Genomic DNA, 14,161 nt, shown 5'->3' on the forward strand with positions numbered 1-14,161 from the left:
CGCGGTCGTGCCGGCCGCCGCATGCCGTGCGTGCGGACCGGCACCTCAGCGGCCTCTGAACCAGGACCGCTCATACGGGACCCCTGCGCGTGCCGCTGACATGGGGGTCGTGCGCGTGCCGCTCGTACGGCGGTCGTGCGCGTGCCGCTCGTACGGCGGTCGTGCGCGTGCCGCTCGTACGGCGGTGATGCGCGTGCCGCTCGGACGGCGGTGATGCGCGTGCCGCTCGGACGGCAGTCGTACACGCGCCGCTCACACGGCAGTCGTACGCGTGCCGCTCACACGGCGGTCATGCGCGCGCCGCCCGGCCGAGAGGCGTGCGTCGCCTTCCGGCCACCAGGCGTTGACACGCTTCCCGAGTGTTGGCCATGGTTTTCCCCGTCGATCTCCGCCGCTGCCAGGCCCTCGGCCTGGCCGGTACCGCCTTCCTCGCGTTGGGCGGTCAGACCGCCGGGGCCCTGCCGGTCGCGGATCTGGTCTCTCCCGAGTCCGGGCGCGCCGCGCTCGGACTGGTGGGGGTGTACTTCGGGGTCGTTCTGCTGATCGCCGCGTGGGCGCTGCTCGGCCGGGTGATCCGCGGCCCCGAGCCGCCCACGCCCCGCGCCCTGCTGCTCGTCCTGGCCGTGTGGGCGGCACCGCTGCTGCTGGCGCCCCCGCTGTTCAGCCGGGACGTGTACAGCTACCTCGCGCAGGGCGCCATGGTCGACGCCCACCTCGACGTGTACACGCACGGGCCCGCGCAACTCGGCGGGCCGCTCGCGGCCGAGGTCGCGCCGGTGTGGCGGGACACCGCGGCCCCGTACGGTCCGGTCTTCCTCGCCGTCGCCTCGGCCCTGTCCGGTCTGACTCGTGGGGAACTGCCGGCCGGCCTGATCGGCATGCGGCTGGTCGCACTGCTCGGCGTGGCCCTCATGGCCGTCGCACTGCCGAGGCTCGCCCGACAGTGCGGTGCCGACCCGGCCGCCGCGCTGTGGCTCGGCGCCCTCAACCCGCTGGTGCTGCTGCACCTGGTCGCCGGCGCCCACAACGACGCCATCATGCTGGGGCTGCTCGGTATCGGACTGCTCGCCGCCCGCGGCCGCCTGCACGTCCTCGGGGTCGTCCTGATCACGCTCGCCGCGCTCGTCAAGGCACCGGCCGCGCTCGGCCTGCTGGCCGTGATCGCGCTGCGCCGGCATACCGGAATGGCACGCGCGGTGGCGACGACCACCGCGGTCGCGCTCGCCACCACGGTCGTGGCAACCGCCCTCACGGGCACGGGATACGGCTGGATAGCGGCCCTGCGGACACCCGTCTCCCCGCACAACTGGTCGCCCACCAGCGTCCTCGGCCGGGTCACGGGCGACGTCCTCGCACAACTGGGCAGCGGCCTCGCGCCCCTCGCCACCCCGGTCTGGCACGCGGCGGGACTTCTCGCGACCACGGCCGCCGTGCTGTTCATCTGGCTCCGGCTGCGCCCCGGCCCGATCTACGCGCTCGGCCTGAGCCTCGCCGCCGTGGCCGTCCTCGGCCCGGCGATCCGGCCCTGGTACGCCCTGTGGGGCCTGTTCCTCATCGCCGCCGCCGCGCCCAGCGCCTCCGTCCGTCACCGGGTGGCCGCCGCGACCGCCGTCCTCGCGCTCGCCGTACTGCCGAGTGGCGACCCGCCGGATCTCGCCCAGGTGGCCCTGGCGGTCTCCGGCGGCGCGCTCGCCCTGGTCGTCCTGTGGCAGGCCCACCAGACCGCTCAGGCACCGGTGCTGGGAGGGACCGCGTGAGACCGCCGCGCACCGACAGGGGACGGCTCGTCCTCGTCCTGTGCCTCGCCGTGGCCGTGACCGTCTTCACCGCCACCGTGCCGCTGCTGCGCGGCTGGTTCGACCTGCGCGTCTACTACGGCGCCGTGAACGACTGGGTGCACCACGGCGGCCGCATCTACGACTACCAGGTGCCGGGGACCACCTACGGTTTCACCTACCCGCCGTTCGCCGCCCTGAGCATGCTGCCGATGGCGCTCGTCGGCCCGAACACGGCGATCGCGGGCGCGCTGCTGCTCAACCTCGCCGCCGTCGCCGCCGTGTTGTGGATCCTCGTCGGCCGGGAACTGCGCCGTCACGACTGGTTCGGCTGGGCCCTGGCGGCCTGCGCACTGGCGCTGCTCGAACCCGTACGGGACACCATCAGCTTCGGACAGGTCAACCTCCTGCTGCTGGCCCTCGTGCTCGCCGACGGTTGGCTGCTGTCCAGCGGGCGCGGCCGCTGGGGCCGCTGGGCGGGGGCGGGCATCGGGCTCGCCGCGGCCGTCAAGCTCACGCCCGCGGTCTTCATCGGCCTGCTGCTGCTCGCCCGGCGCTGGCGGGCCGCCGCCGTCGCGACCGCCGTCACCGCCGTCGCCACTGTTCTCGCGGCCTGGGCGGCACCGGACGCGTCCCGCTTCTACTGGACGCACGCCCTCTGGGACACCACCCGCGTCGGCCGCCTCGACTACGTCTCCAACCAGTCCCTCCAGGGCGTCCTCGCCCGGCTCGCGGCACCCGGCGAACCCAGCCGTGCCGTCTGGGCCCTGACCGTCGTCCTCGTCCTGGCGGTGTGGGTGTGGCGCACGCACCGGGCCCTGCGCGCCGACGACTGGCCGGCCGCCCTCGCCCTCACGGGGCTTGTCTCCTGCCTGATCAGCCCGATCACCTGGGTGCACCATCTCGTCTGGCTGCTGCCGTCGTTCGCGGTGCTGGTGCACGCACGCCGCCTGCGGACTGCGGCCGTCCTGTACGGGCTGCTGTGCAGCAGCGTGGTCTGGCTGTGGTTCGACGACGCCTCCGGACTCGACGGCTTCCTCGGCAGCAACACCTATGTGTGGATCACCCTGGGCCTGCTGCTGACCCTGCCGACCGGTCAGCCCGCCGTCACGAGCCCGAGCCGCAGCGGCAGCACCGAAGAACCCGCACCCGCACCCGCACCCGCACCCGCGCCTGCGACCGGCGAGCCGCACGCCCGGCCGTACACGACGCGGTCGTAGGCCACGGCCGCGGCACAGCTCCCGGACGATCTTGGTGTACGGCGCCTGTTCATCCCTCCCTCATCCCGGTTCGAGGCGGAGTTAAGACCCGGGCAGAACAGTGCTGCCGCATACCACCAGGAGGTTTCGATGAGATCGTGGCGTCGCGCGGCATCCGTCGTATTGGCCTTGAGCGCCCTCGCCTTCGCGCTGACCACCCCGTCGGCGACGGCCGACCCCGGGCATAGCCGCTTCAGCTTCGCGGTGATCGGCGACATTCCCTACGGTGACACCCAGATCGCGGATTTCCCCAACGTGATCAGCCAGATCAACGCCGACCCGGACGTACGGTTCGTCAACCACATCGGCGACATCAAGAACGGCTCCACCGTCTGCAGCGACGACTACTTCAAGCTGATCAAGTCGGACTTCGACATGTTCGAGGACCCGCTGGTCTACACGGTGGGCGACAACGAGTGGACCGACTGCCACCGGCCCAACAACGGAAGCTACGACCCGCTGGACCGCCTGGCCGCCATCCGCGAGGTCTTCTTTCCCCAGCCGGACCGGACACTGGGCCGCAACAGCGTCCGGGTGACCTCGCAGGCCGACCAGGGCTACCCCGAGGACGTCCGGTACACCCGGGCGAACGTCGCCTTCGCCGCCCTGCACATCGTCGGCAGCAACAACAACATGGCCCCGTGGACCGGCAACACCTCGGCCACTCCGGAGCAGGCGGCTGAAGTACTGGGCCGTACGGCCGCCGTGGTGCAGGAGATCCGCGAGACCTTCGCGGCCGCCGCGCACGAGCACAACAAGGCCGTCGTCCTGCTCACCCAGGCCGACATGTTCGACCCGACGGTCACCGGCCCGTCCTTCGCGGACTATTACGCCTTCCAGCCGATCGTCAAGGTGATCGCCGAGGAGTCGGCCAAGTTCCGGGGCCCGGTGTACCTCTTCAACGGCGACAGCCACGTCTACAACAGCGACAAGCCGCTGCACACCGGCTCCCAGTGGCTGCCCTTCTACGGGGTCAGGACCGTCGCGCCCAACCTCCACCGGGTCACCATCGACGGCTCGACCGACGTCCGCAACTGGCTGAAGGTGACGATCGATCCGGGCAGCAAGCAGGTCCTGAGCTGGACCCGGGTGCCCTTCGCCCACGCGAACTGAGTCCCCTCCGGGGGACACCACGGGGGAGCACCCAGCCGCTTACGCCGGGTGCTCCCTGTGGGCCGACGGGCCTCGGTAGCGCCGGCGGGACCGGTCGATGTCGTGCGCGGTGATGATCCCGCCGAGCCGGCCGTCGTCCATGACCAGGATGGGCAGTCCACCGCCCGCGGCGCCGAGGCGCTCCAGTACGGAGTTCAGCAGCTCGTCCGGTGCGGCGAGGGTGCACCGGGACAGCGGGGTCGCGAGGTCCCGTACCCGCAGGCGCTCCCGCTGCCCGGGCGGTACGGCGGCCAGCCGGCGCAGCTGCAGGAGGCCGCTGGGGTGACCGTCGAAGTCCAGCAGGGGCACCACCGAGTGCCCTGTCCGGGCGGCCACCTCGGACAGGAAGCCGTCCACGGTCAGCCAGTCGGGCCCGGTGACCACCGGAGTGGTCATCGTCTGCCCCACCCGTACGCCACGCAGGGCGGTGACCAGCTCCGCCCACCGCCGTTCGGTCGCGGCGGTACCGGCCACGAACAGACCGATGGCCATCAGCCACAAGCCGCCGGTCGTGCCCCTCAAGAGCACCACCCAGCCGCCGGCGGCCAGCGCCATACCCACGACCTGTCCGCTGCGACCGGCCGCCCGCTGGGCCCGCTCGCGGTCCCCCGTACGCCACCACACCACGGCCTGGACCAGCCGGCCTCCGTCCAGGGGTGCGGCGGGCAGCAGGTTGAAGACGCCCAACAGCAGGTTCGTGCCGCCCAGCCAGCCCAGCACGGCAACCGGAATCCGCCATCCCGTCGTCGCGTCCACGCCGGCCGCCGCGCCCAGCCAGACGCCGCCGAGCACCAGGCTGGCGAGCGGCCCGCTGACGGCGACCGAGAACGCCGTGCGTGCCGTCGTCGGCCGGTCCATCCGGGTCAGTCCGCCGAGCGCCCACAGGGTCACATCCCGCACTGCTATCCCCGCCCTGCGGGCCGTCAGCGCATGCGCGGCCTCGTGCACCACCAGACTCGCCAGCAACAGCGAAGCACCGACGACCCCGGCGGCCGCGTACACAACCGGTGCCAGGCCCGCCTCATACCTGGGCAGCGTCCAGCTGGCCAGTCCGTACGCGAAGAAGAGCATGACCAGCGGCACGCTCCAGTGAGCCTCAATCGCCAGCCCTCGGATGCTTCCGATCCGGATCGAACCCTTCATTCCCATCACCGCCGACAGGTCAAGCCCTCCGGCCGTACCCCTCCATTCCAGGGTCCGCCACAGACCAACGAAAGGAAACATCCATCCGAATCCGGCAGTGATGGCCGTCGCGGGCATACGGCGGCCGGCTGCCTCAGCCCGTCGGACACATGGAAGGGGCCGGTGTAGTCGGTGAAACGGACGACCACTTCGACGGCCTCGGCCGGGCGCAGGGCCACGGTGCCCTTCCAGCCGTGGTCGTACGCCCCCGGCTCCCGGTTGTTCCGCGAGACCACCTGGAAGTGGTCGAGGTGGAGATGGACCGGGTGGTGGAAGTTGGTGGTGAACCGCCACACCTCGGTCTGTCCCAGCTCGGGCCTGGCCAGAGCCTGGCCGCGCCGGGCTCCGGCGCGACCACCTCGCTGAGCTTCGCCGGCACCCTCGTGTCGTCCTCGGGTGAGCCCGACCCCACGTCGAAGCGCATGACCTCGGCGGCCGTGCCGTCTCCGAAGCGGTTCAGCAGACGCACCTCCGTGCCCGCGCGGTACCGGGAGAAGTCGGCGACGACGTCGAAGCGTTCGCCGGGTGCGATCTCCAACGCGTCGTGGGGGCGGGGCGAGGACAGCAGCCCGCCGTCGCCGCCGATCTGCACGAAGGCGTCCCCGCCTCGGGCTGCGGGTCCAACTCCAGTTTGTAGGTGTAGCTCCGCACCCCCTCGGCCAGGTCCATCGCGCCGTGTTCCATGGACATGCCGTGCTTGCCGCCGGCCATTGTCCGAAGATCGCCCGGCAGCGACAGGCAAGGCCGCCGACGCCGCGATCGGCGCCACCAGGCAGGCCCTGATCGAGATGGGCCGCAAGCACGCGCGGGATGTGCGTCTGGTGCGTCCCGCGCAGACCACCACGGACTGCGGATCGTGCGGAGCGAGAACCAAGCACGCACTGCCGTTGTCGGAAGGCACCTACACCTGCACCGCGTGCGGAGCTGTCTGTCCCAGGGACAAGAACTCTGCCCGCGTGATGCTCGTCCGGGCAGGTCTGGACCCGGCTGGTGTCGAGGGCGCAAGACCTCCTGGAGCGCTGCTCCAGGAGGCGGCCTGAGCCAGGAATCCCCTCCCTTCAGGGAAGGGAGCAGTCACTTCCGCCAGAACAAGTGGTGCGTCACGCCGCTCGGGCTGGGCACGACCTCGAGGTGGAACCGGTCGAGCAACTCGTCGGGTGACTCCCAGAGCCGCAGTCCGGAGCCGAGCTTCACCGGGGAGACGGCGACGTGCATGGTGTCGACGAGGTCGGCGTCGAGGAACTGCCGGACGGTCGTGATCCCGCCGCCGAGCCGTACGTCCTTGCCCTGCGCCGCCTCCTTCGCCTGATCGAGGACCGTGGCCGGGTCGCCGTCGACGAAGTGGAAGGTGGTGTCGGAGAGCGTGAACGAAGGACGCTTGTGGTGCGTCATGACGAACACCGGGGTGCGGAACGGGGGTTCCTCACCCCACCAGCCGCGCCACTCGTGGTCGTTCCAGGGCCCGCGCTGGGGCCCGAACTTGTTGCGGCCCATGATCTCGGCGCCGATGTTGCGCGCGTAGTCCCGCGTGAAGTAGTCGTCGAGGCCCCGGCTCCCCCCGGGGTCGGTGCGCATGGGCCAGCTCGCCGTGGCCCCGGCCCAGGCGAACAGCCTCTCGGGGCGGACGTGGCCGAACGGACTCTCGAAGCTCTGGTCCTCCCCGGCACCGATTCCGTCACTGGAGACGTTGAAGTTCTGGACCCTCAGTAGTTGAGCCACGTGTTCCTCCGGTGGTGTCGACAACGGTGGTGAGACTCTCCGGGTGGGGAAAACTCATCGCCGCGCAGTGTGGGCTGCCGACTACCACTATCCGGTGAGGAGCAAGGGCACGAGTGGGACGAACACGCGGATCCGCTGCCCGCGTTCGCCGGCATGATCGGCCGGACCGTCAGCGGCCGGGTCACCAGGCTCCGGCCGGTGTCACGGTCACCGAAGCAGGTTCAGTTGGCCCCCGCGTGGCCCGCCGCCCAGGACCGGCGGGCCGGCGCCTCGAAGGCGCCTACGCGAGGTAAGCGGAACGTACGCCTCCACCGTTCGAATCGGAAGCCCTGCGGCTGTGTGCCGCCGCTCACACAGGCTTGGCGTACTCGCGGACCGCCGGTGCGACGGGGGCGCCGTTCCGGCGTGCCGAGCCGAGCGCGGCCTCGACCACCGCGACGGTCGCGTGGATGTCGGCCGCCGTGACCAGGGGAGTGCGTCCGTGGCGGATGTCGTCGCGGAACTCGGTGAACAATCGGCGCAGTGCCGCCACCCCGGCGGGTCCGCCGACCTGGCGGGAGACGCCGGAGCCGTCCGCTCCGCGCACGGAGACCGAGGGAGCGTCCTCGTCGGCGAGTACGTGGCCGTGCGAGCCGAGCACGCGCAGGGTGGACGAGACGGGGGCAGGGCCGATGCCGGCGGGTGCGCGGGCCACGGTGGCGGTCGCCACCACTCCGTTGCGCAGGCGGAGCGAGAGCACCGCCGCGTCCTCGACACCGTGGGCGCCGTGGGGACCGTCGAACAGCGGCGCGTGGGGCGCGGCGCTGCTGAAGGCTACGACCTCGTCCACGTCCAGGCCGGTCAGGTGCCGGACCGCCAGGGCCGGATACCACCCGAAGTTCATCAGTTCGCCGCCACCGGACAAGGCGGGGTCGCAGACGAGTTCGGGGCGCTCGACCGTGGTGCCGTCGAGTCCGCCGGCCGCGAGCCACTCCGCGTCGACGGCCAGGGGCAGGCCGATCGCGCCGGAGTCCACGATGCGCCGGGCCCGTACGACTTGCGGAGAGTAGAGACGGTGGACGGCGGTGAGCAGTCCGCGGGAGCGGTCGGCCGCGTCCCACAGGCGCTGCGCGCCGCGGGTGTCGGTCGCGGCGGGCTTGTCGACGATGACGTGCCGGTCCGCTTCGAGCGCTCGCAGCGCGAGTTCGACGTGCCGCGTGGGTTCGCTGCACACGAGGGCGATGTCGCAGGTGGCGAGGCCCTGGTCCAGGTCGAGCAGCGGGATGCCCGTCGTACGGGCGAGGGCGGCACTGTCCTCGGCGAAGGGGCTGTCGGCGGAGTCGGCGCAGCCGATCACCTCGAAGCCGGGCAGGGACCGCAGCAGCGGCACGTAGTCACGGGCGTGCCGGACCCCGGATGCGATGAGGATCCTCATGTCAGCAGACCTCCTTGACGTCGACGGGGCGGCCTTCGTCCGCGCTGAGCTGTGCCGCCAGGGCGGCGGCCAGAGCGGCACGTACCTGGTGGGGCGCGGTCAGCGGGGCGGCCACCCCGTCGAGCACGTCGCGCAGGTGCCTGGTCTGCTCCGTCATGGCGCCGTCGATCGAGGCGGGGGCGACCGGCGGCGCGGAGTGCGCTCTCGGCTCGTCCTCGCTGCTGTGGTGCAGGGTGCCGGCCGTGCCGGACAGCACGAGCCGGCGGACGAACGTGCCGCGCGCCTCGAGGGCGTAACACAGTTCGACGGTGGCGAGGGCGCCGCCGGCGAAGCGTACGAGGATCTGGAAGCTGTCGGGGGTCGGCATCCCGGGCGCCCATGTGCGGCAGGGGCGGGCGAAGACGCGGACGGGCTCGTCGTCCATGAGCCAGGTCAGCAGGTCGAGGGCGTGTACGCCGTTGTGGGCGACATGGCCTCCGGAGCGGGCCGGGTTCAGCTGCCAGCCCCGCCAGCCTCCGGGCCAGACGTGCCCGGTGTACCAGGTGAGGTGGGCCAGGCGGGGTGTGCCGATCGTGCCCTCGGCGACCGTCCGGGCGATTTCCAGGTGGACGGGCTGGAAGCGGGCCGTCTGGGCGACGAGCAGGGGCCGGCCGGTGGTCTCCGCGGCCGCGAGGACCCGGTCGACGTCGGCCACCTTCAGCGCGGCGGGTTTCTCCAGGAGGACCGCGCGGCCGGCCTCGAGCGCTGCCACGGAGAACTCCGCATGCGATTCGGGGGAGGTGCACACGGCGGTGACGTCGATGCCGTCGGACCACGCGCTCGCCGGGTCGGTGGACCAGGTGACTCCCTCGGCGAGGGCGGCCAGCGCGGCGGCCCGCTCGGGATGACGGTCGACGACGTGGGCCAGCCGCATTCCCGGGACACCCGCGAGCGCGGCGACGTGGTCACGGGCGATGGCACCGGCACCGAGGACGGCCACGCGATGGTCGCGCGGCCGCTGTCCAGGGTCCCGCGATTGCCTCTGCCCGGGTTCTCCGGGCTCTCCGGGCACGACGGCCTCTCCGGGCACGGGGGCAGGGCGCACGCACGGCTCCTCACACTCGACTTCTCGGCTGGGAGTTCAGACGTCAGACATCTTATGTCCAAGCCGTGAATTCCGGGAGGGGTGCCGTACGCCGGCCCTCAGGAAGGCGGTTCGGCGTGTCCGCCGCGCACGCAGTGGGCGACGTCCACCAGGCCCGCCATGTGCGGGAACTCGGCGACCCGGGCCTCACGGCCCCCGGTGATCGCCTGTGCGGTGGGGGTGAGCGCGGTCAGGGTCATCACCGCGCCGGCGGCGGCCGGTGTGCCGCCCGGTCTTCGCGCCCCTCAACGACGCTGCCGGTGACGCGGTCACCTGCCGCGAATCCTGGACCGGTGTCCGGCGAACCCGCATGTCGGCCGGGTGCTCCGGCGCCCCGCCGCGCGATACGGCGGGGCGGGAGGTTCACCCATCAGGACCGGCCCGCGTCGCGTACCGGACGCGCAGTGCGGACGATGAGGTCATGCGCCCTCAGCCGACGGAAGACGTGCCGCCGTCCCTTCACCGTGTCCGCCCGTACCGGCAGAGCTTTGCCCGGGCCTCGGCCACCGTGACGTTCGCTCTCGCAGCCGGCGTGCTGACCGGATGCGGCAACAGCGGCGGGGGTTCCACGGTCAGCCCGAGGCCGACTCCTCCCAACACGGCGTCGTTCTCGTCCCATCCGCTGCCGTCCTCCGCGTCGTCGGCCATCGCCTCCGCCCGTGCCTCGGCGTCGGCGGCGGCCTCGTCCGCGTCCGCGCGTGCCTCGGAGTTCGAGGCGTCGGTGTCGGCCGAGACCGCCCGGCGGGCCGCGGCCGCCGAGAAAGCGCTCAAAGGTGTCAAGGGAGGCGGCAACGCGCGGTCGGAGGTGAGCCTGACCGGAGTGCCCAGGACGCAGACCGGAGGTGTGCCGGCTTCCCTGGTCACCATCACCAACAAGACCGACCGCAAGGCGTCCTACGCCGTGCAGGTCGACTTCCTGGACGCGCAGGGACACGTGGTCGAGACCCGCTACGCGGGCGCGGAGAACCTGGAACCAGGCAAGCGCGAGCAGCCCATCGTGTTCAGCCGGAAACCTCCCGAGCCCAAACTGACGCCCCGACTGGCCAAGGCCGAGCGCTACTGAGCGGCTCGGGGTGTGCGGAAACCCGGTACGCGTCCGGGCCGCCTGAGTGGTAACAGCTGTTACCATCGGTGGATGGCGAAAACACAGCTGGGCGCGCGCGTCGATGACGAGATCAAGGAACTGGCCGAGGCTCGTGCGAGGGACCGCGGTCTGAGCCTCGGTGACTACATCGCCGGCCTGGTGCGAGAGGACACCAGCGGGCTGCGGCAGCGGGGTCTGGATGCCGCGCGGCGCTTCCTCGACGAGCACCGGAGTCTCTTCGACGAGGCGGAAGAGGCCGATCGCCGCCCCCGGGGAGCGCACGCCGCGTAATGGAACTGCACATCGACGTCCCCTGGATCCTGCAGGTCGCCGAACTCGCGGGAGCGGGGGACCCCGCCCCCGACGACTTCGGGGTGCCCGTGGCCGCGGTCGCCTGCCACCGTGCCGAACTGCTGGGAACACCCGTCTACGACGGCCCCTACGCCCGCGCCGCCGCCCTCGTGCACATCCTCGGTTGCTGTCGCTGGCTCGAGCGCTCCAACATGGCCGTGGCCGCGGCGACGGGCGTGATGTATCTGGAGGCCTCCGGTATCACGGTCAAGCCCACCCGCGAGGACGCCATCGCCCTGCGCGACCTGCTACGCGATCCCGGCTGCACCGCCGAGAGGATCGCCGGCCTGCTGCGCGCCTGGCCGCAGGCCGCCTGAGCCGCGCTCCTCGGGCAGCCGGCCGACGTGCGTCCTCCCGCACCGGTCGCATGAGACGTACCGAGGGCTTCGCCGGGCGTGCTCGGAGTCGGAGCCGACCACCATCATGGTCGACACGGCGCTGATCCCCGCTCGTACGACGCCGAGCGGGGATCAGCACCGGGTCGGCGGGCCGGGGCCTCACACCTCGCCGCGCGCCATCGCGATCAGCCGGTCCAGCACGGCGGCGTCGGCGCGGACGCCGTCGTGGGCATGGGTGTTGGTGATCCACGGCCGCAGACCACGGACCACCTCGGCGGTCTCCAGGGACTGCTCGCGGTCGACGAACATGTCGTCGAAGTACACGGCCGCCGCCACCGGAACCCTGTTGCCGGCGAGCCGGTTCAGGTCGTACAGGGCGGGCCAGTCGCTGCGCGCGGCCAGGAGATGCGCCGCCTCGCGCAGCGGAACCAGCGCCGGGTCCTCGTCGAACTGCCAGGGGTAGATCATCTCGCCGGTGAAACGGAACGGGCCGTCACCGTCCGCGTCGAAGTCGGGGAACTCCTCGCGGACGCGGTGCGCCGACCATGCGGTGCCCCGGCCGCCCTGGGCGTAGATGGGCTCGTGGAGCACCGCGTACAGGGGGCGCGGCGCGAAGGACAGCGTGGCCTGGGCGCCGTGCAGGTAGGCGTCCGACAGCCGTGGTCCGGCCGGCCCGGCCACGAACGCGCTCTCCAGCAGGTAGTGGAGGGCGTCGAAGCCGGACGAGGTGCCCAGACCTATGCCGAGGGACTGGAAGCGGCGGGCGCTCAGCCGCTCGCCGGACGGCATGCGCATGTCGTGGCTGCCGAGGTGCGCGGCGATCCGCCGGGCGAGTTCCCGATCGTCCGGGTAGCGGGTGAAGAACACCTCGTTGTGGCGGGCGGTGCGCCGGTACGCGGCCCGTACACATCGTCGGCGTGACCCGTCAGCGTGGGCAGGCCGCCCGTGATGAAGACCTGGTCCAGGCCGTGCGGGGCATGGCTGAGATAGGTCAGTGCGCAGAATCCGCCGAAACTCTGGCCCAGCACGGTCCACGGCCGGTCGCCGACGAGGAACCCGCGCAGCCGCTCGGCGTCGCGGACCATGGATGTAGCCCGCGCCGATGTCGGTGTGGAACAGGTCGGGGCTGAACTGGCGGATGCCGAGGCCTATGCCGAACATCAGCAGCGCCCACACGTTGCCGAGGAAGGCGACCCCCGCGGCCGACAGCGGCAGGCTGAGCAGGGTCCCGCCGATGCCGACGAGCGTTCCGGCGCCCAGGACGAGGGCGCGGCGGCCCCCTGGTCTCCGGCCTTGATGGTCTCCGCGGCGGCGGTACCGGGCGGCCAGGCCGCGGTGGCGGGCAGCAGCCGGGAGCCGAAGGAGCGGTAGAGCACCCACGTGTCGATGAGCAGTCCGATGAACGCGCCGGTCAGCATGGGCCACACGAGGTCCTTGCGGCCGAAGACGTACGGCACCGCCACGGATGTGAGCAGCGCGTTCGCCGAGGCGAAGGTGGCGGCGGAGATGGCGGACTGGGCGAGGTTCTGCCGGTGGATGGACCGCATACCGCGCAGCCCGGCGAGCGGGATGCGCCCCACGAGCATGGCGATCAGGGCGCCGACGACGGAGGTGTTCGCGGAGATCCCCAGCTTGGCGACGAGGTCCGCTCCGATCACGGCGCCGACGACGGAGAGCGCGACCAGCAGGACGAAGACGACGGGCTCGCGAACCCGGGGATGGTGTGTCGGCTCCTCGACGGGGGAGGGCGGGGGCGCGGTGGGCGGTGCGGAGGTGTGATGGGGCACGGGACATCCCTTGCGTGGGCGAGTCCTGGCGGGTCGGGGGGACGCCGAAGGACGACGGGAACAGGGAGATGAAGAAAAGGGGAGGGTGAAGGTGGAGCGGGGGCGGACGTCGCCGGTGAGCGACGAAGGCCGGCGCGGGCGCGAGTGACCGGTGGGCTGGTCAGGCGCCGAGGGCGGCGGTGGCCTCCGCGGCTCCGGCGGTGACGAGTTCGGCGAGCCGGTCGACGCCCGCGTCGATGCGGTGCGCGGGACCGATGACGGTCAGGGACGCGGCGATCGTGCCGGCCTGGAAGACGGGCGCGGAGACGGCGGAGACGGCCTCGTCGTACTCGCCGTGGCTGACGCTGTAGCCGCGCTCGCGTACGCCGGCGTAGCAGGCGAGCAGGGCGTCGAGGTCGGTGATGGTGTGCTCGTTGAAGCGCTGGAGCGGGGCGGCTCCGAAGGTCTTCTGGATCTCCGCCTCGGGGTAGTGGGCGAAGATCGCGTGTCCGGACGCTCCGGCGTGGCCGGGGATGAGGGCGCCCACGATCGCGGTGTAGCGGACCGGTCCGGTACCGTCGACGGCCGCGGCACAACGGTACCCGCCCCCGTTGGGGACGTTGAGGACGACGCTCTCCCCGGTCTCGCGCAGGATACGGGCGAGGATCGGCCGGACCAGCGAGGGCAGGACCCCGCTGTGTTCGCCCACCCGGGCCAGCCGGTGCACGGACGGCCCGAGACGGTAGCGGCGCGTGATCGTGTCGCAGGTGAGGAATCCGCGCGCGGTGAGCGTGGTGAGCAGCCGCTGGGCGACCGCCTTGTCCCAGCCGTGGTGGCGGGCGATCTCGCTGACGCCCCACTCGGGCCGCCGCTCGGTGAACGAGAGCAGGGCGACCAGGGCGCGGTCGGCGCTCTGCAGCACCCCGCGAGGCGCTGGGGTACCCGGTTCGTCGGTCGGCTCGGCCATGAGACTCCTCGATCATGTGGTGCCCCGCACC

General features: G+C 72.2%; 14 protein-coding genes and 3 pseudogenes. 7 read left to right on the forward strand and 10 right to left on the reverse strand.

Features of this window, described 5'->3' with window-relative positions:
* Positions 1–368: 368 nt before the first annotated feature.
* From mptB to ABZ818_RS24565, 3 genes are all read left to right on the forward strand, one after another.
* Entirely contained in the window at positions 369–1,757 is a 1,389-nt protein-coding gene (gene mptB, locus ABZ818_RS24555) for a polyprenol phosphomannose-dependent alpha 1,6 mannosyltransferase MptB (protein WP_361418579.1), read from the forward strand.
* Complete coding sequence (locus ABZ818_RS24560; protein ID WP_361418427.1) at positions 1,754–2,995, forward strand: glycosyltransferase 87 family protein; 1,242 nt, start codon at positions 1,754–1,756, stop codon at positions 2,993–2,995. The genes mptB and ABZ818_RS24560 overlap by 4 nt, the downstream gene beginning before the upstream one ends.
* A gap of 129 nt (positions 2,996–3,124) precedes the next feature.
* Positions 3,125–4,147, forward strand: coding sequence for a metallophosphoesterase (locus ABZ818_RS24565; RefSeq protein WP_361418430.1), 1,023 nt, complete (start codon positions 3,125–3,127; stop codon positions 4,145–4,147).
* 39 nt (positions 4,148–4,186) lie between these two features.
* On the opposite strand, the gene ABZ818_RS24570 is transcribed toward ABZ818_RS24565, so the two are convergent.
* Positions 4,187–5,329, reverse strand: a complete 1,143-nt coding sequence (locus ABZ818_RS24570) for a site-2 protease family protein (RefSeq protein WP_361418433.1) — start codon at positions 5,327–5,329, stop codon at positions 4,187–4,189.
* Positions 5,330–5,334: 5 nt separating this feature from the next.
* Positions 5,335–6,171: a multicopper oxidase domain-containing protein gene (locus tag ABZ818_RS24575; protein WP_361418436.1), complete on the reverse strand. Its 837-nt coding sequence runs from the start codon at positions 6,169–6,171 to the stop codon at positions 5,335–5,337.
* Here ABZ818_RS24575 and ABZ818_RS24580 point away from each other — a divergent pair.
* Positions 6,109–6,408, forward strand: a pseudogene (locus ABZ818_RS24580) (zinc ribbon domain-containing protein); the annotation flags it as partial. The gene ABZ818_RS24575 and the pseudogene ABZ818_RS24580 overlap by 63 nt on opposite strands.
* A 34-nt stretch (positions 6,409–6,442) precedes the next feature.
* On the opposite strand, the gene ABZ818_RS24585 reads toward ABZ818_RS24580, so the two are convergent.
* The 5 genes from ABZ818_RS24585 to ABZ818_RS24605 all read right to left on the reverse strand — a co-directional run bounded on the left by ABZ818_RS24585 (position 6,443) and on the right by ABZ818_RS24605 (position 10,395).
* The gene (locus ABZ818_RS24585; protein ID WP_361418439.1) at positions 6,443–7,087 is read right to left on the reverse strand and encodes a dihydrofolate reductase family protein; all 645 of its coding nucleotides are present in this window, start codon (positions 7,085–7,087) and stop codon (positions 6,443–6,445) included.
* 349 nt (positions 7,088–7,436) lie between these two features.
* On the reverse strand, positions 7,437–8,501 hold the full coding sequence (locus ABZ818_RS24590; protein WP_361418442.1) for a Gfo/Idh/MocA family oxidoreductase: 1,065 nt from the start codon (positions 8,499–8,501) through the stop codon (positions 7,437–7,439).
* A gap of 1 nt (position 8,502) precedes the next feature.
* Positions 8,503–9,480: a Gfo/Idh/MocA family oxidoreductase gene (locus ABZ818_RS24595; RefSeq protein ID WP_361418445.1), complete on the reverse strand. Its 978-nt coding sequence runs from the start codon at positions 9,478–9,480 to the stop codon at positions 8,503–8,505.
* 203 nt (positions 9,481–9,683) lie between these two features.
* On the reverse strand, positions 9,684–9,824 hold the full coding sequence (locus ABZ818_RS24600; protein ID WP_361418448.1) for a hypothetical protein: 141 nt from the start codon (positions 9,822–9,824) through the stop codon (positions 9,684–9,686).
* Positions 9,825–10,083: 259 nt separating this feature from the next.
* Entirely contained in the window at positions 10,084–10,395 is a 312-nt protein-coding gene (locus ABZ818_RS24605) for a hypothetical protein (RefSeq protein WP_361418451.1), read from the reverse strand.
* Between the two features lie 49 nt (positions 10,396–10,444).
* Between ABZ818_RS24605 and ABZ818_RS24610 the strand changes: the two genes are divergently transcribed.
* The 3 genes from ABZ818_RS24610 (at position 10,445) to ABZ818_RS24620 (ending at position 11,376) form a co-directional block, all read left to right on the forward strand.
* Positions 10,445–10,687 carry an FxLYD domain-containing protein gene (locus ABZ818_RS24610; RefSeq protein ID WP_361418454.1) on the forward strand — a complete coding sequence of 81 codons (243 nt, stop codon included), beginning with the start codon at positions 10,445–10,447 and terminating at the stop codon, positions 10,685–10,687.
* Between the two features lie 72 nt (positions 10,688–10,759).
* Positions 10,760–10,999, forward strand: coding sequence for a hypothetical protein (locus ABZ818_RS24615; protein WP_361418457.1), 240 nt, complete (start codon positions 10,760–10,762; stop codon positions 10,997–10,999).
* Complete coding sequence (locus tag ABZ818_RS24620) at positions 10,999–11,376, forward strand: fic family toxin-antitoxin system, toxin component (RefSeq protein ID WP_361418460.1); 378 nt, start codon at positions 10,999–11,001, stop codon at positions 11,374–11,376. Before ABZ818_RS24615 ends, ABZ818_RS24620 begins: the two co-directional genes overlap by 1 nt.
* Before the next feature lie 180 nt (positions 11,377–11,556).
* Here the strand turns inward: ABZ818_RS24620 and ABZ818_RS24625 are convergent.
* The 3 genes and pseudogenes from ABZ818_RS24625 to ABZ818_RS24635 all read right to left on the reverse strand — a co-directional run.
* Positions 11,557–12,494: pseudogene (locus ABZ818_RS24625) on the reverse strand (alpha/beta fold hydrolase); the annotation flags it as partial.
* A pseudogene (locus tag ABZ818_RS24630) lies at positions 12,478–13,184 on the reverse strand (OPT/YSL family transporter); the annotation flags it as partial. The pseudogenes ABZ818_RS24625 and ABZ818_RS24630, both read right to left, overlap by 17 nt.
* Positions 13,185–13,344: 160 nt before the next feature.
* Positions 13,345–14,130: an IclR family transcriptional regulator gene (locus ABZ818_RS24635; protein WP_361418463.1), complete on the reverse strand. Its 786-nt coding sequence runs from the start codon at positions 14,128–14,130 to the stop codon at positions 13,345–13,347.
* Positions 14,131–14,161 lie beyond the last annotated feature (31 nt).

The sequence above is a fragment of the Streptomyces sp. NPDC047453 genome (genome assembly GCF_040643155.1).
In the GTDB taxonomy this organism is placed as follows: domain Bacteria; phylum Actinomycetota; class Actinomycetes; order Streptomycetales; family Streptomycetaceae; genus Streptomyces.